The sequence below is a fragment of the Leptothoe sp. ISB3NOV94-8A genome (assembly GCF_043421595.1).
GTDB classification, from domain to species: domain Bacteria; phylum Cyanobacteriota; class Cyanobacteriia; order Phormidesmidales; family Phormidesmidaceae; genus Leptothoe; species Leptothoe turfae.
This window is the reverse complement of record NZ_JAXSQW010000001.1, coordinates 5,597,666-5,622,185: the sequence shown is the minus strand read 5'-3', so window position 1 is coordinate 5,622,185 and position 24,520 is coordinate 5,597,666. Positions and strand designations below refer to the sequence as shown.

The window sequence follows — 24,520 nt, the reverse complement described above, 5'->3', positions numbered from 1 at the left end:
GTCAAAGCCTTTTAGACAAAACCTCGATCAACAAATTCACAGCCCCGCTGATAAATTGTCTGGGCATAATCTGTCCACTGCCCTTGACCCCAGTACCGGAAGCAGCTGGTTTGTAGAATTAGGTTGTGCAGGAGTGCCTGGCGATAGTTGGCATTTAATGCTAGGTAGGCTTGCTTGCTTGCTGGCACTGCAGCAATGGCATGGTGAAAGCTAGCACTTAGGCGTTCTATGGGGTCAATGACATTGGCATATCCATCGATCCAACTGCGATCGTTAGTCCATGAGCCTCCTGTAAATCTAGTGTTTTGTTCCGCTAGATGTGAGATCGCATCACCCACCTGTTCTGGTGTAATGTTGCCATCCAGAGCCTGCCACAGTTGATGTTGGTCCTTAGCCTGACAGTTAGGAAAATCACTTTCTTTGATTCCGGCTGCTGCTAACAGTTCCAGATATTCGGTACCGTTAATTCCGGTGACTGTGTGCTCATGGCGAGATTCATGCCAGGCTCGTTTAAAGGCCCCTGGAAATTCGTTCATCATGACGCCGCCATTTTCACCGTCAGAGATTTGGCTCACTAGAGGTGGGATTGACTTATTTCCAAGGGGTATCTTTCCTAAGGTCTTGGCTTCGTAATACGGCTGCATTTGACCAATTAACTTAGTATCAGAACCTTGGGTTTTGATTAAGGCCGTGATCGACACTGTGTCGCCATGACTGTTGCGAGCCACCAAACGATGAGGCAGATGTGGTTGCTGAATTCCCTCACCTGTCAGTATTTCCACGGTATGCTCTTGGACCATGACCCAGCGATAACCTGTCTCTTTGAGAGTTTTAACCAACGTGTACAGAGCATCGGGATGATTCGGCAGTTGCATTTCAGGTAATGAGAATCCTCGAACTCGCTTGAGTGCTTCTAATCCAAAAATGCTGGCAAACTGGTGCTGCCAAGCTCGAATATGTAACTTGATATCGGGTAGTGGCGTGGCAGCGGCAACGGCATGTCCCCAAAATGTACCTAACCATTCCACATGGGTTTGGTACCGAGGATCGCAGGTGATCCCTCTGAGCTTATCGAGAATGTCGTCACGCCCCATTTGCTGGAGGCCCCACAGCAAATTCCCTGAATAGTCCAGCATGACCCGTGGGTTGCAACCCTGACTCACAAGCTCAGGGATAAAATCACCCATGCGGGCATAGCAATAGGCAAATGGTCCAGCATTATGATTGTCACCTTCATAGTGGTGTTCAAACATATATTGCAAATGGCCGATAAGCTTGCCCTCTGGCCCCGCTGGGATCGTCGGCTGGTGCATGTGAAGTGCGATCGCAAACCCTGCCGACAGGCTGTTGAGATCGAGATTACTGCGTTCCAGAAAAACTGGCTCGTCGAAACTACTCAACTCCTCAATAGATGACTCCCAGCCACAAAGCATAGGGAGTGTTTGATCATAGGTAGCTGGGGGAGATACAGCAGCAGACATATACTTGGAGAGTATTAAAAGGTGGATTATTTTCTATCCCTAGTGTCCCAGGTACGGGCTTTAAAATAAACCACCCTTATAGAAAAGATAACCCTAGATTAACTCTCCCACTAAACTCTTTGGTTACCTATTCATGAACTCCACGTTCGAATGAAACCGCCAACTCATCTTCTAACCAATTTAGGATTTGCAATCGTTCTCCCTGAGTGAGATACAGATGGCCCGTATGACGTAGGCGATCGTTGACGTCTTCTATATCTGAAGGTGTCATCAACCCAACTATGGCTCCTATATTATAAAGAGCATCATCTCGTTCCTCTTGAGTGTGACAACCGTAGCGATATCTTGAGATTTGCCGACTAATATATTTGAATGCCTGGGGGTCGGTAGATTCTAACCGCTGCTTGCGTTCATCAGCAATTGGTTCACCAGCAACCATGGCAGCATAGTCGGTGTCTAATATATCCAACTTGACGATTTTGACTTCTTGGCTGGATCTATGGCTCACGGTGGTCAACACCCCACATACTCTTTGAGTCTTTTCAATTGTGCCTTCCTCAAATAGAAAATGCTTGAAGCTTTGTTATTTTGCAATTGTCCGTTTGCAAACGTTTGCAAACGGACAATTCGCTAAATTTCACTCGCATTTTAAGCGCATGCTCAAATCCAGCCAGGATGAGCGAGTTATTGGCGCGCTACTTGATATATAGTCAACACCCGTTAATGCAATCTCACGAATGGTTTCGAGAGTAACGTTGCCGGATCCCTCAATCTTGATCCGAGAACTATGCTGTCGAATTAAGTAGACTGCTTGCTCCATCACACTTGGAGTCATGTTGTCCAACATAATAATGTCGGCACCATGGTTCAATGCCTCCTCAACCTGTTCTAAATTCTCTGTCTCTACCTCTATATTGAGCGGATAAGGCATAGCTAACCTTACAGCTTTAATTGCCTGTGCAATTCCACCCGCAGCAGCAATATGGTTGTCTTTAACCATCAAGGCGTCATCAAGGCCCATACGGTGGTTTTTCGCACCGCCCATGCGAGTTGCATACTTTTCTAAGGCTCGAAGCCCTGGGGTCGTTTTGCGAGTATCCACGAGCTGAGCTGGCAGATCTGCAATTGCATCGACATATTGCCGGGTAGCAGTCGCAATACCACTAAGATGCATTGCTAAATTCAGGGCGACTCGTTCACCCGTGAGCAAATGAGCGAAGGAACCGCTCATTTGAGCAATGGTCGTGCCTGCTTCTACCCATGTGCCCTCAACAACACAGGGCTCAAACTCTATTTGATTAACCGATGTGCCGTCTAAATCAGACAGGATTGCAAACACTCTACGAGCGATCAGAAGTCCACAGATGACGCCCGATGCTTTTGCTATCCAATACCCACTTCCCTGTCTTACACCTGTGGTGTCTAAACCTAAAGTGGTCTGATCTCCACGACCAATATCTTCTTGCAGCCATTGCTTTAGCTGATCATCTAAGCCGATCCAGTTGATATTCACAGTATTTTTTCTGCTCAAGCTCACCCTATTTAAATAGAGATAGAGACAAACGATTGCACTGTCTACTAGCTAGCTTCAAGTCAACAACACAACTCACGCTAGTAATAGTTGCCATCGATTGGTAAGTAAGCCAGCTTCAGCAATAAAGCTGTGACCAAAACACCTAAAAGCTTCATCTAAATTCTAAAGAAAGTTGTGTCATAGTCACGATGGGCATGGCCAAAACTCGCTTCGACGCCTTGTTCTAAGGCGTTTTGCGGCTTTCCGAAAAAACTTCAAGAAAGGAGTTGACCAGTGACGAATAGCTCGCTATATTAGTAAAGCGCTTGAGACGGGAGCGGCGAACACCGTAACCGAATCGAGTTAGAACCTAGACAAATCAATAGTTTGAGATTCTAACAAAATCCTGTTTAATTTCTTTAGTTTGAAATTGGTTAGACCTTATCACGAGGTTGAGGCCGATGTCAAACGACCGGATACTTAGATAACACTGAGTGTCAGGTCAACACTTGATGAATGAGTCTTGTTTTTTCTTTAGGGAGCAATGAGATTACCATGGAGAGTTTGATCCTGGCTCAGGATGAACGCTGGCGGCGTGCTTAACACATGCAAGTCGAACGAACCTTTCGGGGTGAGTGGCGGACGGGTGAGTAACGCGTGAGGATCTGCCCTTAGGCGGGGGACAACTTTTGGAAACGGAAGCTAATACCCCATATGGCGAGAGCTGAAAGCTTAATGTGCCTGAGGATGAACTCGCGTCTGATTAGCTAGTTGGTGGGGTAAGAGCTTACCAAGGCGACGATCAGTAGCTGTTCTGAGAGGAAGATCAGCCACACTGGGACTGAGACACGGCCCAGACTCCTACGGGAGGCAGCAGTGGGGAATTTTCCGCAATGGGCGCAAGCCTGACGGAGCAACGCCGCGTGAGGGAGGAATGTCTGTGGATTGTAAACCTCTTTTCTCTGGGAAGAAGATCTGACGGTACCAGAGGAATCAGCATCGGCTAACTCCGTGCCAGCAGCCGCGGTAAGACGGAGGATGCAAGCGTTATCCGGAATTATTGGGCGTAAAGCGTCCGTAGGCGGTCAATTAAGTCAGTTGTTAAAGACTGCAGCTCAACTGTGGGAGAGCAACTGAAACTGATTAACTAGAGTATGGTAGGGGTAGAGGGAATTCCTAGTGTAGCGGTGAAATGCGTAGATATTAGGAAGAACACCAGTGGCGAAGGCGCTCTACTGGGCCAAGACTGACGCTGATGGACGAAAGCTAGGGGAGCGAAAGGGATTAGATACCCCTGTAGTCCTAGCTGTAAACGATGGATACTAGGTGTTGTGCGTATCGACCCGTGCAGTACCGAAGCAAACGCGTTAAGTATCCCGCCTGGGGAGTACGCACGCAAGTGTGAAACTCAAAGGAATTGACGGGGGCCCGCACAAGCGGTGGAGTATGTGGTTTAATTCGATGCAACGCGAAGAACCTTACCAGGACTTGACATCCCTCGAATACCTAAGAAATTGGGTAGTGCCTTCGGGAGCGAGGAGACAGGTGGTGCATGGCTGTCGTCAGCTCGTGTCGTGAGATGTTGGGTTAAGTCCCGCAACGAGCGCAACCCACGTCTTTAGTTGCCATCATTCAGTTGGGCACTCTGGAGAGACTGCCGGGGACAACTCGGAGGAAGGTGTGGACGACGTCAAGTCATCATGCCCCTTACGTTCTGGGCTACACACGTACTACAATGCAACGGACAAAGGGCAGCCAACTAGCGATAGTGAGCTAATCCCATAAACCGTTGCTCAGTTCAGATTGCAGGCTGCAACTCGCCTGCATGAAGGAGGAATCGCTAGTAATCGCAGGTCAGCATACTGCGGTGAATACGTTCCCGGGCCTTGTACACACCGCCCGTCACACCATGGAAGTTGGCCATGCCCGAAGTCGTTACCCTAACCGTTTTCGGAGGGGGGCGCCGAAGGCAGGGCTGATGACTGGGGTGAAGTCGTAACAAGGTAGCCGTACCGGAAGGTGTGGCTGGATCACCTCCTTTAAGGGAGACCTACCGAATCGACTCCGAACGAATTTTTATTAGGAGCGATATTGGTCACTCTAGGTCGTGACAGGATTGAGGGAATTTCAAACTATTGTTTAGGTTGTATAGGCTGGGGCTATTAGCTCAGGTGGTTAGAGCGCACCCCTGATAAGGGTGAGGTCCCTGGTTCGAGTCCAGGATGGCCCACTGATGGGGGTATAGCTCAGTTGGTAGAGCGCCTGCTTTGCAAGCAGGATGTCAGCGGTTCGAGTCCGCTTACCTCCACCAAATATTGCCAGATTGGCAGAGATAGGAATAACTTCAGCACCCTGTTTAGGTCTGTTAAGAGATGGGCTAGGGGAATAGGCTGCTGGATTTAGGTCTAGCGAGAACCTTGACAACTGCATAGATTAGTCGAATAGGTAGTTCGACACAGAGAACCTTTAGTAAAAAGACTGAGAGGTCAAGCTACAAAGGGCTCATGGTGGATACCTAGGCACACAGAGGCGAAGAAGGACGCGGTTACCGGCGATATGCCACGGGGAGCAGGAAGCATGCATTGATCCGTGGGTTTCCGAATGGGGCAACCCTACGTACGGCCCACTGAATCTATAGGTGGGTACGAGCGAACGCAGCGAATTGAAACATCTTAGTAGCTGTAGGAAGAGAAAGAAAACTCGATTCCCTTAGTAGCGGCGAGCGAAGCGGGAAGAGCCTAAACCAATTCTTATCAGAGTTGGGGTCGTGGGACAGCGATATGGAATCTGGAGGATAGACGAATCACTTGAGAGGTGAACCAAAGAAGGTGAGAGTCCTGTAGTCGAAATTTGAAGGATACTAGCTGAATCCCGAGTAGGTTGGGGCACGTGGAATCCCGATTGAATCAGCGAGGACCACCTCGTAAGGCTAAATACTCCTGTGTGACCGATAGCGAATAGTACCGCGAGGGAACGGTGAAAAGAACCCCGGGAGGGGAGTGAAATAGAACATGAAACCATGAGCTTACAAGCAGTTAGAGCACGATTAAACGTGTGATAGCGTGCCTGTTGAAGAATGAGCCGGCGACTTATAAGCACTGGCAGGTTAAGTCGAGAATGACGGAGCCAAAGGGAAACCGAGTCTGATAAGGGCGATAGTCAGTGTTTATAGACCCGAACCCGGGTGATCTAACCATGTCCAGGTTGAAGCTTAGGTAACACTAAGTGGAGGACCGAACCGACTTCTGTTGAAAAAGGAGCGGATGAGGTGTGGTTAGGGGTGAAATGCCAATCGAACCCGGAGCTAGCTGGATCTCCTCGAAATGTGTTTAGGCGCAGCGGTAGTGATTATAGCTGGGGGGTAAAGCACTGTTTCGGTGCGGGCTGCGAGAGCGGTACCAAATCGAGACAAACTCAGAATACCCAGTGAATACATTGCCAGTGAGACGGTGGGGGATAAGCTTCATCGTCGAGAGGGAAACAGCCCAGACCATCAGCTAAGGTCCCCAAATCATCTCTAAGTGATAAAGGAGGTGAGAATGCTGAGACAACCAGGAGGTTTGCCTAGAAGCAGCCATCCTTAAAAGAGTGCGTAATAGCTCACTGGTCAAGCGTTCTTGCGCCGAAAATGAACGGGGCTAAGAGATGTACCGAAGCTGTGGACTTGATTTATCAAGTGGTAGAGGAGCGTTCTGTAGTAGTGAGAAGCATTAGCGAGAGCAGGTGTGGACGAAGCAGAAGTGAGAATGTCGGCTTGAGTAGCGAAAATAGATGTGAGAATCATCTACCCCGAAAACCTAAGGCTTCCTCCGGAAGGCTCGTCCGCGGAGGGTTAGTCGGGACCTAAGGCGAGGCCGAAAGGCGTAGTCGATGGATATCAGGTTAATATTCCTGAACTTTGTTTGTGGAGCATTGCAGGGACGCATGACAACTAGCTACACCCTAAATGGATTGGGAAGTTTCTACGGAAGCTGCGTAGTGAACGATAGTGCCTAGAAAAGCTGTGGATGTAATGAAGCGAACAGACCCGTACTGTAAACCGACACAGGTGGGTGGGTTGAGTATACTAAGGGGCGCGAGATAACTCTCTCTAAGGAACTCGGCAAAATGGCCCCGTAACTTCGGGAGAAGGGGTACCCCTTAACGGGGGTCGCAGTGAAGAGATCCAGGCGACTGTTTACCAAAAACACAGGTTTCTGCAAACTCGAAAGAGGAAGTATAGGAGCTGACGCCTGCCCAGTGCCGGAAGGTTAAGGAAGCTGGTCAGTCTTCGGATGAAGCTAGCGACCGAAGCCCCGGTGAACGGCGGCCGTAACTATAACGGTCCTAAGGTAGCGAAATTCCTTGTCGGGTAAGTTCCGACCCGCACGAAAGGCGTAACGATCTGGATGCTGTCTCGGAGAGAGGCTCGGCGAAATAGGATTGTCTGTGAAGATACGGACTACCTGCACCTGGACAGAAAGACCCTATGAAGCTTTACTGTAGCTTGGTATTGGGTTCGGGCTTTGATTGCGCAGGATAGGTGGGAGACATAGAACTAATGCTTGTGGGTGTTAGTGAGTCGCTGGTGAGATACCACTCTATCAAGGCTAGGATTCTAACATTGACCGTGACCCGGTTAGTGGACAGTATCAGGTGGGCAGTTTGACTGGGGCGGTCGCCTCCTAAAAGGTAACGGAGGCGCGCAAAGGTTCCCTCCGGCTGGTTGGAAATCAGCCTTTGAGTGTAAAGGCATAAGGGAGCTTGACTGCGAGAGTGACAACTCGAGCAGGGTGGAAACACGGCCTTAGTGATCCGACGGTACCGAGTGGAAGGGCCGTCGCTCAACGGATAAAAGTTACTCTAGGGATAACAGGCTGATCTCCCCCAAGAGTTCACATCGACGGGGAGGTTTGGCACCTCGATGTCGGCTCGTCGCAACCTGGGGCGGTAGTACGTCCCAAGGGTTGGGCTGTTCGCCCATTAAAGCGGCACGCGAGCTGGGTTCAGAACGTCGTGAGACAGTTCGGTCCATATCCGGTGCAGGCGTAAGAGCATTGAGAGGAGTCTTCCTTAGTACGAGAGGACCGGGAAGAACGCACCTCTGGTGTACCTGTTATCGTGCCAACGGTAAACGCAGGGTAGCCAAGTGCGGAGCGGATAACCGCTGAAAGCATCTAAGTGGGAAGCCCACCTCAAGATGAGTGCTCTCATGGAGTTAATCCAGTAAGGTCACGGGAAGACGACCCGTTGATAGGTTCTAAGTGGAAGTGCAGCAATGTATGAAGCTGAGGAATACTAACAGACCGAGGGCTTGTCCTATCAGTCAAGGGGTCTCATGGATGAACTCTTATTCGAACTAATACTAATCTATGCAGTCTTTCAGGGCTCTACTGAGAGATTAACAGTAAGCCTCAATAGCTTTCCTGGTGCCAATGGCGGTGTGGTCCCACTCCGACCCATCCCGAACTCGGTTGTGAAACGCACCTGCGGTGAAGATAGTGAGGGGGTTGCCCCTTGTGAAAATAGCTCGGTGCCAGGGTCCTAATCTACAAAGCGCGTCTTGTTCTAGACAAGGCGCGCTTTTTGCGTGGCCCCTGCCTTGCCAGCAAGGCATGACAGCTCGCACCTCCGATGACTCTCTTGAGTTTGTGTCTTCTGTCTAGCTCGTCGCTACCCGAAGTGGTCACCCCCAATATTCTGAGTGTCGATGATTTTGCCTTCCGTAGATGTCATCATTATGGGACTATCTTGGTGGATCTCGAAACGAACCATCCCATTGCCCTATTGCCAGATCGAACAGCAGAAACCTTTGCAACCTGGCAAGAAAGACCACCCTGGTATTGAAATCTTGTCCAGGATCTACAAACGCAGGATGATTCAGGGCTCTCCTAATACCATTCAGGTCGCCGATCGCTCTCATCTGTTACGCAATCTTGAAGAGACGCTAGAAAAGGCCTTGAAGGGGCACTCAAAAATCCTCAAACAGGTTGAGCAAGATCAGCTTTAAGCTGAGAGTGATATCGCCTTTGAAGGTCTGATATAAGAAGACTCAGTCCCCCAACTTCAAACAGCCCAACAACGGAAAACGGCCCAAAAGCGAGCTGAACGATTAGACAACTATGAGCAGGTTCGACAACAAGGACACAAAATCAAAGACATTGCCTACCATCTAGGAATGGGTAAGCGTACCGTGTATTACCTGCCTGTCTCACGAGACATTTCTAGAATGGCAGTCCGTCCAGACAACAATGCAGGAGCATGTTAGGTCCCTACAAGTCCTATCTCATCGATCAATGGAGCTGGGGACATCAGCATACTAAACGGCTCTTCAAGGAGATTCAATAATATGGGTATTTAGGGACCTATGAAACCGTGGTCCGCTATACCCATACGTTACGGTTGACTCAGCCAAAGCAGGCATGTCTTTAGACGTCAGTAATGATTCGATTGAAGGCCAAAATAATCGATTGAAAATGCTGAAGCGATACATGTTTGGGCGAGCCGGGTTAGACCTATTGGCCAAGCGACTGATTTTGACGAATAGATAATCTCCTGAGGCGATGGTTCAAGTGAGGGTAGCGCGCTCACCAAAAGTGGCTATAAGCCGATCTACGGCAAAGGTTGGAAAACATCAAAAATTTAAGAAGCGATGCTGAAAATTTCCACATGCAGAGCTGTATATACCGCAGAAAGTCCTCAAACTTCCCTTGATATAAGCTTTCCAGATATTTCCGAAAAAACTTCAAGAAAGGAGTTGACCAGTGACGAATAGCTCGCTATATTAGTAAAGCGCTTGAGACGGGAGCGGCGAACACCGTAACCGAATCGAGTTAGAACCTAGACAAATCAATAGTTTGAGATTCTAACAAAATCCTGTTTAATTTCTTTAGTTTGAAATTGGTTAGACCTTATCACGAGGTTGAGGCCGATGTCAAACGACCGGATACTTAGATAACACTGAGTGTCAGGTCAACACTTGATGAATGAGTCTTGTTTTTTCTTTAGGGAGCAATGAGATTACCATGGAGAGTTTGATCCTGGCTCAGGATGAACGCTGGCGGCGTGCTTAACACATGCAAGTCGAACGAACCTTTCGGGGTGAGTGGCGGACGGGTGAGTAACGCGTGAGGATCTGCCCTTAGGCGGGGGACAACTTTTGGAAACGGAAGCTAATACCCCATATGGCGAGAGCTGAAAGCTTAATGTGCCTGAGGATGAACTCGCGTCTGATTAGCTAGTTGGTGGGGTAAGAGCTTACCAAGGCGACGATCAGTAGCTGTTCTGAGAGGAAGATCAGCCACACTGGGACTGAGACACGGCCCAGACTCCTACGGGAGGCAGCAGTGGGGAATTTTCCGCAATGGGCGCAAGCCTGACGGAGCAACGCCGCGTGAGGGAGGAATGTCTGTGGATTGTAAACCTCTTTTCTCTGGGAAGAAGATCTGACGGTACCAGAGGAATCAGCATCGGCTAACTCCGTGCCAGCAGCCGCGGTAAGACGGAGGATGCAAGCGTTATCCGGAATTATTGGGCGTAAAGCGTCCGTAGGCGGTCAATTAAGTCAGTTGTTAAAGACTGCAGCTCAACTGTGGGAGAGCAACTGAAACTGATTAACTAGAGTATGGTAGGGGTAGAGGGAATTCCTAGTGTAGCGGTGAAATGCGTAGATATTAGGAAGAACACCAGTGGCGAAGGCGCTCTACTGGGCCAAGACTGACGCTGATGGACGAAAGCTAGGGGAGCGAAAGGGATTAGATACCCCTGTAGTCCTAGCTGTAAACGATGGATACTAGGTGTTGTGCGTATCGACCCGTGCAGTACCGAAGCAAACGCGTTAAGTATCCCGCCTGGGGAGTACGCACGCAAGTGTGAAACTCAAAGGAATTGACGGGGGCCCGCACAAGCGGTGGAGTATGTGGTTTAATTCGATGCAACGCGAAGAACCTTACCAGGACTTGACATCCCTCGAATACCTAAGAAATTGGGTAGTGCCTTCGGGAGCGAGGAGACAGGTGGTGCATGGCTGTCGTCAGCTCGTGTCGTGAGATGTTGGGTTAAGTCCCGCAACGAGCGCAACCCACGTCTTTAGTTGCCATCATTCAGTTGGGCACTCTGGAGAGACTGCCGGGGACAACTCGGAGGAAGGTGTGGACGACGTCAAGTCATCATGCCCCTTACGTTCTGGGCTACACACGTACTACAATGCAACGGACAAAGGGCAGCCAACTAGCGATAGTGAGCTAATCCCATAAACCGTTGCTCAGTTCAGATTGCAGGCTGCAACTCGCCTGCATGAAGGAGGAATCGCTAGTAATCGCAGGTCAGCATACTGCGGTGAATACGTTCCCGGGCCTTGTACACACCGCCCGTCACACCATGGAAGTTGGCCATGCCCGAAGTCGTTACCCTAACCGTTTTCGGAGGGGGGCGCCGAAGGCAGGGCTGATGACTGGGGTGAAGTCGTAACAAGGTAGCCGTACCGGAAGGTGTGGCTGGATCACCTCCTTTAAGGGAGACCTACCGAATCGACTCCGAACGAATTTTTATTAGGAGCGATATTGGTCACTCTAGGTCGTGACAGGATTGAGGGAATTTCAAACTATTGTTTAGGTTGTATAGGCTGGGGCTATTAGCTCAGGTGGTTAGAGCGCACCCCTGATAAGGGTGAGGTCCCTGGTTCGAGTCCAGGATGGCCCACTGATGGGGGTATAGCTCAGTTGGTAGAGCGCCTGCTTTGCAAGCAGGATGTCAGCGGTTCGAGTCCGCTTACCTCCACCAAATATTGCCAGATTGGCAGAGATAGGAATAACTTCAGCACCCTGTTTAGGTCTGTTAAGAGATGGGCTAGGGGAATAGGCTGCTGGATTTAGGTCTAGCGAGAACCTTGACAACTGCATAGATTAGTCGAATAGGTAGTTCGACACAGAGAACCTTTAGTAAAAAGACTGAGAGGTCAAGCTACAAAGGGCTCATGGTGGATACCTAGGCACACAGAGGCGAAGAAGGACGCGGTTACCGGCGATATGCCACGGGGAGCAGGAAGCATGCATTGATCCGTGGGTTTCCGAATGGGGCAACCCTACGTACGGCCCACTGAATCTATAGGTGGGTACGAGCGAACGCAGCGAATTGAAACATCTTAGTAGCTGTAGGAAGAGAAAGAAAACTCGATTCCCTTAGTAGCGGCGAGCGAAGCGGGAAGAGCCTAAACCAATTCTTATCAGAGTTGGGGTCGTGGGACAGCGATATGGAATCTGGAGGATAGACGAATCACTTGAGAGGTGAACCAAAGAAGGTGAGAGTCCTGTAGTCGAAATTTGAAGGATACTAGCTGAATCCCGAGTAGGTTGGGGCACGTGGAATCCCGATTGAATCAGCGAGGACCACCTCGTAAGGCTAAATACTCCTGTGTGACCGATAGCGAATAGTACCGCGAGGGAACGGTGAAAAGAACCCCGGGAGGGGAGTGAAATAGAACATGAAACCATGAGCTTACAAGCAGTTAGAGCACGATTAAACGTGTGATAGCGTGCCTGTTGAAGAATGAGCCGGCGACTTATAAGCACTGGCAGGTTAAGTCGAGAATGACGGAGCCAAAGGGAAACCGAGTCTGATAAGGGCGATAGTCAGTGTTTATAGACCCGAACCCGGGTGATCTAACCATGTCCAGGTTGAAGCTTAGGTAACACTAAGTGGAGGACCGAACCGACTTCTGTTGAAAAAGGAGCGGATGAGGTGTGGTTAGGGGTGAAATGCCAATCGAACCCGGAGCTAGCTGGATCTCCTCGAAATGTGTTTAGGCGCAGCGGTAGTGATTATAGCTGGGGGGTAAAGCACTGTTTCGGTGCGGGCTGCGAGAGCGGTACCAAATCGAGACAAACTCAGAATACCCAGTGAATACATTGCCAGTGAGACGGTGGGGGATAAGCTTCATCGTCGAGAGGGAAACAGCCCAGACCATCAGCTAAGGTCCCCAAATCATCTCTAAGTGATAAAGGAGGTGAGAATGCTGAGACAACCAGGAGGTTTGCCTAGAAGCAGCCATCCTTAAAAGAGTGCGTAATAGCTCACTGGTCAAGCGTTCTTGCGCCGAAAATGAACGGGGCTAAGAGATGTACCGAAGCTGTGGACTTGATTTATCAAGTGGTAGAGGAGCGTTCTGTAGTAGTGAGAAGCATTAGCGAGAGCAGGTGTGGACGAAGCAGAAGTGAGAATGTCGGCTTGAGTAGCGAAAATAGATGTGAGAATCATCTACCCCGAAAACCTAAGGCTTCCTCCGGAAGGCTCGTCCGCGGAGGGTTAGTCGGGACCTAAGGCGAGGCCGAAAGGCGTAGTCGATGGATATCAGGTTAATATTCCTGAACTTTGTTTGTGGAGCATTGCAGGGACGCATGACAACTAGCTACACCCTAAATGGATTGGGAAGTTTCTACGGAAGCTGCGTAGTGAACGATAGTGCCTAGAAAAGCTGTGGATGTAATGAAGCGAACAGACCCGTACTGTAAACCGACACAGGTGGGTGGGTTGAGTATACTAAGGGGCGCGAGATAACTCTCTCTAAGGAACTCGGCAAAATGGCCCCGTAACTTCGGGAGAAGGGGTACCCCTTAACGGGGGTCGCAGTGAAGAGATCCAGGCGACTGTTTACCAAAAACACAGGTTTCTGCAAACTCGAAAGAGGAAGTATAGGAGCTGACGCCTGCCCAGTGCCGGAAGGTTAAGGAAGCTGGTCAGTCTTCGGATGAAGCTAGCGACCGAAGCCCCGGTGAACGGCGGCCGTAACTATAACGGTCCTAAGGTAGCGAAATTCCTTGTCGGGTAAGTTCCGACCCGCACGAAAGGCGTAACGATCTGGATGCTGTCTCGGAGAGAGGCTCGGCGAAATAGGATTGTCTGTGAAGATACGGACTACCTGCACCTGGACAGAAAGACCCTATGAAGCTTTACTGTAGCTTGGTATTGGGTTCGGGCTTTGATTGCGCAGGATAGGTGGGAGACATAGAACTAATGCTTGTGGGTGTTAGTGAGTCGCTGGTGAGATACCACTCTATCAAGGCTAGGATTCTAACATTGACCGTGACCCGGTTAGTGGACAGTATCAGGTGGGCAGTTTGACTGGGGCGGTCGCCTCCTAAAAGGTAACGGAGGCGCGCAAAGGTTCCCTCCGGCTGGTTGGAAATCAGCCTTTGAGTGTAAAGGCATAAGGGAGCTTGACTGCGAGAGTGACAACTCGAGCAGGGTGGAAACACGGCCTTAGTGATCCGACGGTACCGAGTGGAAGGGCCGTCGCTCAACGGATAAAAGTTACTCTAGGGATAACAGGCTGATCTCCCCCAAGAGTTCACATCGACGGGGAGGTTTGGCACCTCGATGTCGGCTCGTCGCAACCTGGGGCGGTAGTACGTCCCAAGGGTTGGGCTGTTCGCCCATTAAAGCGGCACGCGAGCTGGGTTCAGAACGTCGTGAGACAGTTCGGTCCATATCCGGTGCAGGCGTAAGAGCATTGAGAGGAGTCTTCCTTAGTACGAGAGGACCGGGAAGAACGCACCTCTGGTGTACCTGTTATCGTGCCAACGGTAAACGCAGGGTAGCCAAGTGCGGAGCGGATAACCGCTGAAAGCATCTAAGTGGGAAGCCCACCTCAAGATGAGTGCTCTCATGGAGTTAATCCAGTAAGGTCACGGGAAGACGACCCGTTGATAGGTTCTAAGTGGAAGTGCAGCAATGTATGAAGCTGAGGAATACTAACAGACCGAGGGCTTGTCCTATCAGTCAAGGGGTCTCATGGATGAACTCTTATTCGAACTAATACTAATCTATGCAGTCTTTCAGGGCTCTACTGAGAGATTAACAGTAAGCCTCAATAGCTTTCCTGGTGCCAATGGCGGTGTGGTCCCACTCCGACCCATCCCGAACTCGGTTGTGAAACGCACCTGCGGTGAAGATAGTGAGGGGGTTGCCCCTTGTGAAAATAGCTCGGTGCCAGGGTCCTAATCTACAAAGCGCATCATACTGCAATTAGTATGATGCGCTTTAGTTTTATTTCTGTGCTACATCAGGTTTCCAGAGCTTAACATTCAAAGCTAAGAACAGATATTATATTTGGTCATATCTCTTATGACTATCATGGGTTTGAAGAGTTATTCTCAACCTGATTTGTTCTGTTGGTCTTCATTGTTGTTCTCAGGATAGGTCTCATTTTCGGTATTGCCGTACATTTCGGCCAGTCTATCTTGCATATCTTGCAACCAGCTGACATGTTCACTCCGAATAATAGCTTCGGTACTGATCACCAGTCGTTCGCAGTTCTTAGAATTTTGTTTTTGATCTAGTGATAAGCTATTCCACCAGGCTTCGACATCATAAAGTCCATCTGCCGCCCGGTTATAACCAACCAGAGTTGCTTCTACACGCTTAAAGTCAAGATAATTGCTTAATGCACCTGTTAAGGCAACAGTGATAGCTACCCAGCTTTGTCATTTAACCGCTGCTAGCAAGGTTCCTAATCCCCCAAAAAATAAATACTTCCTTCTAAAAACTGTAGTTGTCGGTCTAGCTGTTGGCTTTTATTGCGATATCAAAAGAATTGCTCCTCTAGACGGTATCTCAGATAATCTTCGGCACTGAGATCTGAAAACTCATCGTCTGGAATAGAATTTTTTCACTTAGTTTTTCGAGACCAAAAAGTTGATTCCATAGTTGCAGGAACAATTTGCCAATTAGTCTAATCGAGAGGGTAATTATTTTGATTACCCAGCCGAGTTTATAGTGTGAAGGTGGTTCTTCTTCATCAGGATTAAGAGCAGCTTGGTGTACAGCGCTTCCTTTAAGTCGTTCGCTGACAAGTTTTGTCTTGTGGGCTAAAATCTCATTTCGATTTTCTTTATATTCTCGAATACGGGTTCGATAGCAGTAGATTTCACTTTTTAAGACTTCGGCGCTACCTCTTAGAAGTAGCCAATTATTCCCTCGGTCAAACTTTACGGCAAAAGCCAGCAAAGCGGAGATAGTTATTGGGAGAATGATCAGGCAATGCTGAAGTGTGGGCTGTAGTATGTGTATACCAGATAGAAATGGTTTTTGGAGGTGATTAATACTATCGATCTTTGTAAGTTGTAATTTAGTCAGAGAGGCATCAATAACTGATAATGCAACAACTACAACGCTTAGAACTAATAGTAGATTGCGCAGAAATGCAAAGCGAGCGCGATAACGGCTTGCATTTTTGCTATACACTTTGTGCCGATTCCATGCGAAATCGAGCAATTTTCGATCAGGTGCTTCTGTAGGCGATTTATCCTGACTCATAAGCTTGATAGCTGTTGCACATATCAGCTATCAGATTACCTTAAGATTGAAATGCATTTTCAATTGCTTGGTTAGGGCATCTAGAGGTTTGTTTAACTCGAAGATTGACAGCTGGCTTGGGTAATAAGATTTCACTAGATCCTGAATCATAGAATTAGTGGAAGGTGCGAGTCCACTAATAGTGTTTGCGATCTCATCTGCCAATCTACCACTGCCCGCAATGATTATGGTTTGCTGACCGACGGAAAGGTTGAGTACTAGATCACTCAATGAAATTTTTCCACCATTAATCAAAATAGTAATTGAAGGGTAGCGATCGGCTAGGGTGGATGCACAATGGGCAAGCCAAGGTGATTCGTTTCCCCAGTTAATACCTGGAATTAAGGCGAAATGCGTATGATGTTCTTCTAAATCAGTAAGTTCTCTGGTTTCAATATCAATAGCTAAGTTGAGGGAATGGCCTGGTAAGTTGACTTTTGCTTTTGGGGCAACGCCGACTAAGTTAAAGCTACCACCAATATGCTGACGTGCTTGTCCCATCATTTGGATAACACCAGCGTCTGTTCCTCCATCAAAAACTGTAACTCCATAGGTTTCAGCGATTGGAGCTAAGACTTTTGTGAATAGGTGCTCTACTCTAACTTTACTTTCTGGACTCATCTTACTTGCCCCACCGATGATTACCATGCTGCGGGATGGCAAGTTTAATCCCAACGCATCTAAAGATTTGGCGTAACTGAAGGTATCTGGTACATCTAGCACGTAGGCTGTTTGGCCACTAGAAAACGTATATTTGAAGGCGTCGTCGGTAGAGTTTTTGCGCATTGATGCCTCCTACCTTGCTATTTGCTTCAGGTCTAATTGCCTTAAGCAAGAATATATATAACGTTTGTTAGCCATAAACTTGAGAGTGCTTAGAGCACCTGCTGTATTTGGGAACAAAGAGCAAAGTAGATATTCAGTCTAAATGTACCTTTCGGAAAATAGAATTAAACTTCTTGATATCTTGGACTGGAGCAGTAAACTTGACACAATTTTAACTGGCTCAGCCATTGATCAGTATTTAACTGGCATTATTTAACTGGCTAAATACTTTTAAATAGAGAGTTTGCCTCAGTTCACGCATGGTGTTTAGCTCAGTATATTAAGCTGGGCAAAAGTTATGGTTAGAGATTAGGTGAGTTTAGTGGGAGCTTACTACAAATCAAATTCATATGGTAGATGTGGCTCTCTTCAAGGAAAATCATGTCAATTTCACTTGCTATCTTTTACGGACATCAGTGAATATGCATATTTTGAAAAAGCTTGATGTATGTTTAAGGAGATGTCTATAGGCTACCGATTGAGTGTGTATGAGTCTAATCAGTAGGATGACTCAATATAAGCTACGCCTCGCTTATCAACGGCCTAAAGAAGATCGTCTGAGGCGTATTGCTGTGGTGAAGCCACGGAATAACGATATTTTTATTAGTTATACTCCCCAAGATGGAGATTTCGTCAGACGTTTGGATCAGGCCATTCGTGACCAAGGTTTGGATCCTTGGATCGATTTTGATGATATTCCTGATTTCAATCATTTTTTAGATGGTGATAGTACGTATGAAAAACAAATAAAAGATGGCATTCTTGGAGCTGATGTTTTTGTCTTAGTGCTTTCTAATGCAGCACTAGGTAATGGAAAAATAATGCAAGGGCTCAGGTTAGCCCAACGCTTAAATAAACTTATTGTGCTTCTATATCAGAATTCATTTGCTGATATACATGAGCTGACTCTCAGCCTGGATGATTTACAGTACTTAGATTTGAATTCTCCGCTAGTGGGCAAGGTGTTTGAACAAGTCGCCTGCAACATTATTCATCTACAAACTTATACGAGACTTTTAGCACGGGCTAATGAATGGGATAAGCAGGGCCGTCCTCAATCGTATTTGTTGACTTTAGAAGACCTCAAAGAGGTTAAAAAACAGAAGCGTTGGATTGAGACTCATAAGCTGGGAGCACAGTTTAAATTTACTAAGATTCAAAAAGTTTTCTTGGAGACTGTGGATCGAGCCCATGAAACATCTGAGTATTTTAGTAAGAGCCCACCTGATATTTTCATTTCTTATTCTCGCAGTAACAAGCATTTTGTCGAGAAACTGAATCAATCATTAAAGGATGAGCGTTGGAAGGTCTGGATTGATCGAGATAGGATCCCTGTGGCTGCTAATTGGCGAGATGAGGCAGAAGAGGGGATACGTTATGCTCATACTGTTATTTTTGTTGTTTGTCCTGACTCTCTTACTTCTAAAAATTGTCAATGGGAGTTTGAAAAGGCTAAAAAATATAAAAAGCGAATTATCCCAGTTATTAGTTGTAATGACTATAACCGAGAGGTTTTTCAAGCTATGGGATTATCATCTGTTCAGTATGTGTCTTTTGTGAGGCATGGGCAGTCTTTTGATCAGTCGTTGCAACAATTATTAGATGCACTGAAAACCAACTTGGACGATCTGAAAGTCTACAGACAGGTTTTAGTCAAGGCCTATGAGTGGTCTGATCGTGAACGTTCAGATAGGTTTTTGATGGGGCGTCACGAGTTTAAAGAGGTACAAGGTTGGCGTAGAAAGCGTCAATATCTTCAACAAACAGATAATCGAGAGGTTGATCTTCTACTTCCTCGTCAGCATGAATATATACAAGCAAGTCAACGTTATTTGGCTCTACAGCGAAAGCGTCAGTGGGTGATGATATCTGCAATATTGGGGATCTTTGCAGGGCTTTCTACACTTTTGTTAGCCACAACATTCAGTGAGATTAAGGCGTTAGTAAAATCCTTGGATAATCTTAAGGGGTTAGATGCCTTAGTGACTGGCTTACAGGCAGGAGAACGGGTTAACCATCACTACTTGTTTGTGAGACTTTTGCGTCCTGATTTGCAGGCAAAAGCGACAACTGTACTACATCGAACAGCCCTTAATCTTAGTGAAATTAATCGTTTAGAGGGCCATGATGGGAAAGTTTATTCTGTTGTTTTTAGCCCAGATAGTCAGCAATTAGTTTCAGTGAGTGTTGATAAAACTGTTCGTTTTTGGGGGTTGAGAAAAGAGACAGATGATCAAGGAGAATCATGTTCGCAAAATGCTACAAGATTTAATATAGATAAAGGTGGTATTCCATCAAAGGCATTTAGAACAGTTTCTTACAGCTCATATGGAAGCGATATAGCAACAGGTGATGAAGATGGAACTATCAAGTTGTGGGGATGTACTGGGCAACTAACTAAAGTCTTGTCTCAATCACATCGCGATCGTGTTAATCGCATTGCCTTTAGCCCAGGTGGTCAGTATCTAGCTTCGGCAGGGAAAGATGGCCAAGTGTTTCTGTGGACTCGATATGATGGATTTTCTACTCTGATTAATTTTGAGTATCAAGGTAAAGCACCGGTCTCAACCCTTGTCTTTAGTCCTAATGGCAAATACTTGGCAGCAGCTGATGCTCAAGGATTAGTTCATTTATGGGAAATTAGCCATAATCCTGAAGGGTTACCTTTTGTCAGGTTGATCAATACTTTTCTGTATGAAGTACCAGAAAATCTCCGATATCTCATTACGTTAGTTTTTAGTCCAGATAGTTCTTTGCTAGCTTTTTCAGGCTACGGCGGTGTTGTTCAAGTTCAAAGCCTTAAGCAAGCAACTGTTCGTCGTTTGGCGGATCACGACGGTGATGTCTATCAAATTGTGTTTAGTTCTGATGGAAGAACGTTAGCATCTGCTAGTTTTGACGGCACTGTGAAGCTCTGGAATCCTCGTGGAAAGGAAGGTAAAGAATTAGTCCATACTCTTAGAGGCCATCAAGGTCCGGTGTATAGGGTAGTATTTGGCCCTCAAGATGACGTACTAGCTACAGGAGGTGCGGATGGGATTGTGCGTTTGTGGTTGCGAGATAAGGGTGTTCAAATAGAGGCTTTTGAAGGTCATGAAGATGAAATATCTAGCCTTGCTTTTTCTCCAAAAGCTACGCTTGGTTATGCATCGGTATTAGCCTCCGCGAGTGATAGTGGCGATATTCGGCTTTGGAATATCGATAGTCCAATTCAACCATTACCTCACAACAGTGATGTGTATGACGTAACCTTACGACCTGATGGCAGAATGATTGCTTCAGGTGGGAGGAAGACTGTTAGAGTATGGCGACCTGATGGTACTCCACGATTTCATATTGCATTTGGACAAGATAGCAAAGTACTAGCAGTGGACTATAGTCCCGATGGCAGGATACTGGCAGCAGGTGGTTCTAATGGCCAAATCAGGCTCTGGAAACCAGATTTTGACACAGAGAAGCCGATACAGGTCTTGGATGCCCATTCTGATCCGATGGATGAAGAGTCTAGTTCGGAGGAAGTTTTAGATTTAGTCTTTAGCCCTGATGGTCAGTGGTTAGCTTCGGTAGGAACTGACAGAACCCTAAAACTTTGGAGATTTGAGGGTGAGCAACTTTACCGATACGTAACACTGGAACATTCTAACGATGTGACTGGTGTTGCATTTAGTCAGAACAATCAGCAATTGGTTACTAGCACTCGTGCAGAAAGTGATGCTGTTGGCAGAGGAATTTATCTATGGCAAATGCCTAAAAAAGGAATATTGGGGGAGAAGCCAAAACTGCAATTGCTAACTGAAGAAAAGCATGAAGGCAGTGTATTAACGGTTGCGATTCAACCTGCTAAGGATGGCATCATCGCTTCAGGTGGCAAAGATGGCAAGATTAATCTTTGGAGTGCCTCAGGTGAATTGATTAGAACTCTGAATGAACATACTGATCCAGTAACTAAAGTGAGCTTTAGTGGTGATGGGCTGTTTTTGGCTTCATCTAGTCAAGACGGTAGCGTTAGGCTCTGGACAGCCCAAGGGGATTTGATTTCAGTATTGGAGCGCCATAAACGAGCTGTATCGAGTGTTGAGTTTGCTCCTAAAAATAGTGATCTTTCTCCTAATGGCAATGAGTTTATAGTTTCATCGAGCTCAGATGAGGATGTTCTGCTTTGGGAGCTATGGGACTTATCTAAGCTAGAGATAAATGAGCGCAATCAGAATCGTGCACTACTCAAAATGCTAATTTCAAATGGTTGTCGGCCCGCAATGCCTTTTTTAGAAAGTCGCTATAGCAAAGATACTCAACAAAATATTGCGGAGATGAACACTTCTGAAAGAGAAAGCTTAGGGGAAATCAAAAAAATCAAAGAATTTTGCGATCGCGTCTTGCCCAATAAAAAATCAGAATCCCGTTAACTCTTAGGTTCAAACCCTAGGATGCTCTACAGCCTGAAGGATCATTGACAGGATCATCACAGAATCCATAAGAATTCACCGCTAGATCCTGTACTTCATTGGTGCTGATTACCTGTATCCCTTTGGACAACATAGGAAGCACCAACGTGCTAGACAATACAGCTGTATAAATCCAAATAGATAGTTTCATGGTGATGGTCCTGCATAACTGCCTACTGCTTGAGAACTCTGCATATCATTTCTATTGAAGCACTAATTTTCCGGAGGGAGCCTTGCTACTACGGACGCTTTCTGTGGTGTCATATTAGTTCTAATGCGCTATGGCTAAGTTTTGTATCGAGTTTACTTGGGCTAAGACGGTAAGCAAGGGCGTATTCTGGGATGGGTTTAACCTTAAACGTTCATTGGAGTAACACGTCGAAGCCTTTACAACGGCAGTCTGTAAATTCTGAATTTTTATTAAGTATACAGGCCATTATACTTTCGTCTAAGTGGCGTACTACACTTCATCGATAATCATTGGAAGTTTTGGTTGTCCGTGATTTTTTCTTCAGATATATCGCCATTATTGGTAGGAGAACTATCTTTTTTATGTGTGGCGTGTGGCGAAGTATGAATAGTATTGCATTATGTAGCTAAATGTCTAATCTTTCAGTAAGCCATAGTAATCAACTATCAGTAAAATTAAGGTGGTGTGCCTTACTAATGGTTATCTCTTGGCGATTATGATCTCTTTTGTCCAAAAATCGATTCGTCAATTAGTTGAAAGACCCTCTGAGCAGTTTGAAGTTGGTCCAGTGAAGTTGGTTGTTATTCAGCCAACAACGTTCTGCAATCTTAACTGTGACTATTGCTACTTGCCAGATAGGCATCTCAAACTAAAGTTTTCGCTAGATTTACTAAACCCACTATTTGAGAAGCTTTTCAAGAGCGACTTAGTTGATAAAGGTTTTACTGTGGTGTGGCATGCTGGTGAGCCTTTAACGATGCCAGTAGAATTTTATGAAGAAGCGTTTAGCCGAATTGAAAAGATAAATACCCAACTGAATGCTGAGCCAGTCAAGATCAGGCATGGAATTCAAACCAATGGCACTCTCATTAATGATGGTTGGTGTGATTTATTCAATCGTTATCATGTCAACGTAGGTATTAGTTTAGATGGCCCTGCTTTTTTGCATGATGCTCATCGGATAACTCGAAAAGGGCTGGGCACCCATAGTGGTGTAATGCGGGGTGTTAAATTGCTGCAGGAGAACGGAATTGGGTTGCATGTGATAGCGGTCTTGACTAGTGCATCGTTAGATTACCCTGATGAAATCTTTGATTTCTTTGTTGAGAGTGGGATTCGGCATGTTGGATTTAATGTTGACGAAGAGGAGGGTGCAAATGAGACGTCTTCTCTGGAGGGGGATGAAGCACTAGCTCGATATCGAGCTTTCATGACAAGGTTGCTGGAACTCACTAAGCAAAATCCAGAAGCTTTAAAGATCCGAGAGTTTGAGCAGACTCGCAGTATTATTGTTGGAAAAGCTGACATCACAAAAGGGCAACATGTTCCTTTTACAATGCTTAATGTTTCCTATAGTGGAGATATATCGACTTTTTCTCCTGAGCTGTTATCTATGAAGAGTTCAGTTTACGGAGACTTTGTGTTTGGTAATGTATTACAGGATAGCTTTGAATTAATTTATAAAACACAGAAGTTCCAGCAGATAAATTCTGATATTCAAAAAGGAGTCGAGCTTTGTAAATCACAATGCCAATATTTTTCTGTATGCGGGGGAGGTGCACCCTCTAACAAATACTTTGAAAATGGCTCATTTAATTCGGCTGAAACTATGTACTGTAAATTTTCGAAGCAAATTTTGACGGATATTATTCTCCATGATCTTGAGCAGGGACTTGGGCTGGTAAATAACTTCTTAGATTAGCACTTATAAATGTGAAGTCCATTGACTTGCTAAGTGAGGATATTTGTTGGAGAGCTTGGACAAATAAGGGGTGAGGGAGTTGTCCCTAAAGTACCTAACTGCAATTTTAGTATCTAGGAATCATCTACTAATGCATAAACAATATGGCAGGAAACCTCCAAAGGCTCTCTTCATCGCACTTTTGGGCTTAGTGATGTACTTTTTGCAAAGTAAACCAGTCCAGGCTTTCGGTGTTTTAGAAGCTGATGAGAGGCTTTTAACCATTGAACAAAGAGTTATGAGAATTCGCCAAGAGGTTTTGAAATCAGTTGATGCCAAATCTTCCTATGCGAAGATGAATAACGAACAAGACATCCTGCATACCCTGAATAGAGGGACTCAAACTTCTCAAACAGATTGGAAAGATTGGAAAGATTGGAATGATTGGAAAGATTGGAATGATTGGAAAAACGATTGGAATGATTGGAATGATTGGAAAAATGATGGGAATGATATGCAACAGACATCATAAATTGCTCGATTCCTGTAATTCTTCTGTTTTAGCAATCTTCTAGAGTTAGGATATAAATCAGTGTTGCTAACTTTCGTGATGTGTATGTCTAGTAAATTTTGATAATTACATCACTATTAGGTTGTGTAGCTCTTAAATCAGCTTTAAAGTCAATGTTTGATAGCAGTCAAAATGTGTAGGTGTCTAAATTTTCATAAGTCTTACTTATGAAAAAACTCAGTTTATTATCCTTTCAAGGAATGTTTAGAGGCCTCTTGCAATGCAAGAAAAGGATAATTGCTATGACATTAGATAAAATGTCATAGGTTAATTGTTTTTCTTAAAGCTTTTTAGTCTAATTAACGTGTAAGCTCTTGATCGGACTATTCTACTAGACAAGTAAGAATATATCCTTGAGAGGAGAGCATCAAGGTTAGTCTGGTCCTACTCTGTAAGCAACTTTATTCCTTATTATAGAGTTGCTGCCTATGAGTTTAATGTAGCAGTTCTTTGTAAGAACTTGTTAAGTTCTGAGTCATTGATGA

10 protein-coding genes, 4 tRNA genes, 6 rRNA genes and 1 pseudogene are annotated in these 24,520 nt (G+C 46.1%); 14 read left to right on the top strand and 7 right to left on the bottom strand.

The window, feature by feature from the left end; all coding sequences use genetic code 11:
• Positions 1-11: 11 nt before the first annotated feature.
• From SPB21_RS24070 to nadC, 3 genes are all read right to left on the bottom strand, one after another.
• A complete protein-coding gene (locus SPB21_RS24070; RefSeq protein WP_499867876.1) occupies positions 12-1,481 on the bottom strand; it encodes a polysaccharide deacetylase family protein in 1,470 nt (489 codons plus the stop codon).
• Between the two features lie 127 nt (positions 1,482-1,608).
• Positions 1,609-1,989, bottom strand: coding sequence for a hypothetical protein (locus SPB21_RS24065; protein ID WP_348917854.1), 381 nt, complete (start codon positions 1,987-1,989; stop codon positions 1,609-1,611).
• A gap of 129 nt (positions 1,990-2,118) precedes the next feature.
• On the bottom strand, positions 2,119-2,994 hold the full coding sequence (gene nadC / locus SPB21_RS24060) for a carboxylating nicotinate-nucleotide diphosphorylase (protein ID WP_348917853.1): 876 nt from the start codon (positions 2,992-2,994) through the stop codon (positions 2,119-2,121).
• 552 nt (positions 2,995-3,546) lie between these two features.
• On the opposite strand from nadC, the gene SPB21_RS24055 reads away from it, so the two are divergent.
• The 11 genes and pseudogenes from SPB21_RS24055 (at position 3,547) to rrf (SPB21_RS24005) (ending at position 14,964) form a co-directional block, all read left to right on the top strand.
• Positions 3,547-5,035: ribosomal RNA gene (locus SPB21_RS24055) — 16S ribosomal RNA — on the top strand.
• A 115-nt stretch (positions 5,036-5,150) separates the two neighbouring features.
• Positions 5,151-5,224, top strand: a tRNA-Ile gene (locus tag SPB21_RS24050).
• A 5-nt stretch (positions 5,225-5,229) separates the two neighbouring features.
• Positions 5,230-5,305: transfer RNA gene (locus SPB21_RS24045), tRNA-Ala, on the top strand.
• 173 nt (positions 5,306-5,478) lie between these two features.
• Positions 5,479-8,295 (top strand): 23S ribosomal RNA (locus tag SPB21_RS24040).
• A 103-nt stretch (positions 8,296-8,398) separates the two neighbouring features.
• Positions 8,399-8,515: ribosomal RNA gene (rrf, locus tag SPB21_RS24035) — 5S ribosomal RNA — on the top strand.
• Between the two features lie 134 nt (positions 8,516-8,649).
• Positions 8,650-9,524, top strand: a pseudogene (locus SPB21_RS24030) (ISL3 family transposase); the annotation flags it as partial.
• A 471-nt stretch (positions 9,525-9,995) separates the two neighbouring features.
• Positions 9,996-11,484: ribosomal RNA gene (locus tag SPB21_RS24025) — 16S ribosomal RNA — on the top strand.
• 115 nt (positions 11,485-11,599) lie between these two features.
• Positions 11,600-11,673 (top strand) — tRNA-Ile (locus tag SPB21_RS24020).
• Positions 11,674-11,678: 5 nt separating this feature from the next.
• Positions 11,679-11,754, top strand: a tRNA-Ala gene (locus SPB21_RS24015).
• Positions 11,755-11,927: 173 nt separating this feature from the next.
• Positions 11,928-14,744 (top strand): 23S ribosomal RNA (locus SPB21_RS24010).
• 103 nt (positions 14,745-14,847) lie between these two features.
• Positions 14,848-14,964: ribosomal RNA gene (gene rrf / locus SPB21_RS24005) — 5S ribosomal RNA — on the top strand.
• Together the 16S, 23S and 5S rRNA genes with 4 tRNA genes alongside form the textbook arrangement of a ribosomal RNA operon.
• Before the next feature lie 158 nt (positions 14,965-15,122).
• Here rrf (SPB21_RS24005) and SPB21_RS24000 read toward each other — a convergent pair.
• The 3 genes from SPB21_RS24000 to SPB21_RS23990 form a co-directional block, all read right to left on the bottom strand.
• Positions 15,123-15,437 (bottom strand): hypothetical protein, encoded by a 315-nt coding sequence (locus SPB21_RS24000; RefSeq protein WP_431732101.1) that lies wholly within the window; start codon positions 15,435-15,437, stop codon positions 15,123-15,125.
• A gap of 145 nt (positions 15,438-15,582) precedes the next feature.
• Positions 15,583-16,284 (bottom strand): DUF4231 domain-containing protein, encoded by a 702-nt coding sequence (locus SPB21_RS23995; RefSeq protein ID WP_499867875.1) that lies wholly within the window; start codon positions 16,282-16,284, stop codon positions 15,583-15,585.
• Positions 16,285-16,314: 30 nt separating this feature from the next.
• Positions 16,315-17,109 (bottom strand): TRP family putative cation channel, encoded by a 795-nt coding sequence (locus SPB21_RS23990; protein WP_499867874.1) that lies wholly within the window; start codon positions 17,107-17,109, stop codon positions 16,315-16,317.
• Positions 17,110-17,654: 545 nt separating this feature from the next.
• Here SPB21_RS23990 and SPB21_RS23985 point away from each other — a divergent pair.
• The gene (locus SPB21_RS23985; RefSeq protein ID WP_499867873.1) at positions 17,655-21,554 is read left to right on the top strand and encodes a TIR domain-containing protein; all 3,900 of its coding nucleotides are present in this window, start codon (positions 17,655-17,657) and stop codon (positions 21,552-21,554) included.
• A gap of 16 nt (positions 21,555-21,570) precedes the next feature.
• On the opposite strand, the gene SPB21_RS23980 is transcribed toward SPB21_RS23985, so the two are convergent.
• Positions 21,571-21,744, bottom strand: coding sequence for a hypothetical protein (locus SPB21_RS23980; RefSeq protein WP_163660027.1), 174 nt, complete (start codon positions 21,742-21,744; stop codon positions 21,571-21,573).
• A 535-nt stretch (positions 21,745-22,279) separates the two neighbouring features.
• On the opposite strand from SPB21_RS23980, the gene grrM reads away from it, so the two are divergent.
• Positions 22,280-23,485: a cyclophane-forming radical SAM/SPASM peptide maturase GrrM/OscB gene (grrM, locus tag SPB21_RS23975; protein WP_499867872.1), complete on the top strand. Its 1,206-nt coding sequence runs from the start codon at positions 22,280-22,282 to the stop codon at positions 23,483-23,485.
• Between the two features lie 130 nt (positions 23,486-23,615).
• Positions 23,616-23,996: a hypothetical protein gene (locus SPB21_RS23970; RefSeq protein ID WP_499867871.1), complete on the top strand. Its 381-nt coding sequence runs from the start codon at positions 23,616-23,618 to the stop codon at positions 23,994-23,996.
• The last annotated feature ends 524 nt before the right edge of the window (positions 23,997-24,520 follow it).

Excerpts from the sequence above, each read along its gene's own strand:
- SPB21_RS24070 (WP_499867876.1), bottom strand. The coding sequence starts at position 1,481 with ATGTCTGCTGCTGTATCTCCCCCAGCTACCTATGATCAAACACTCCCT.
- SPB21_RS23995 (WP_499867875.1), bottom strand. The coding sequence starts at position 16,284 with ATGAGTCAGGATAAATCGCCTACAGAAGCACCTGATCGAAAATTGCTC.
- SPB21_RS23990 (WP_499867874.1), bottom strand. The coding sequence starts at position 17,109 with ATGCGCAAAAACTCTACCGACGACGCCTTCAAATATACGTTTTCTAGT.
- SPB21_RS23985 (WP_499867873.1), top strand. The coding sequence starts at position 17,655 with ATGACTCAATATAAGCTACGCCTCGCTTATCAACGGCCTAAAGAAGAT.
- SPB21_RS23980 (WP_163660027.1), bottom strand. The coding sequence starts at position 21,744 with ATGAAACTATCTATTTGGATTTATACAGCTGTATTGTCTAGCACGTTG.
- grrM (WP_499867872.1), top strand. The coding sequence starts at position 22,280 with ATGATCTCTTTTGTCCAAAAATCGATTCGTCAATTAGTTGAAAGACCC.
- SPB21_RS23970 (WP_499867871.1), top strand. The coding sequence starts at position 23,616 with ATGCATAAACAATATGGCAGGAAACCTCCAAAGGCTCTCTTCATCGCA.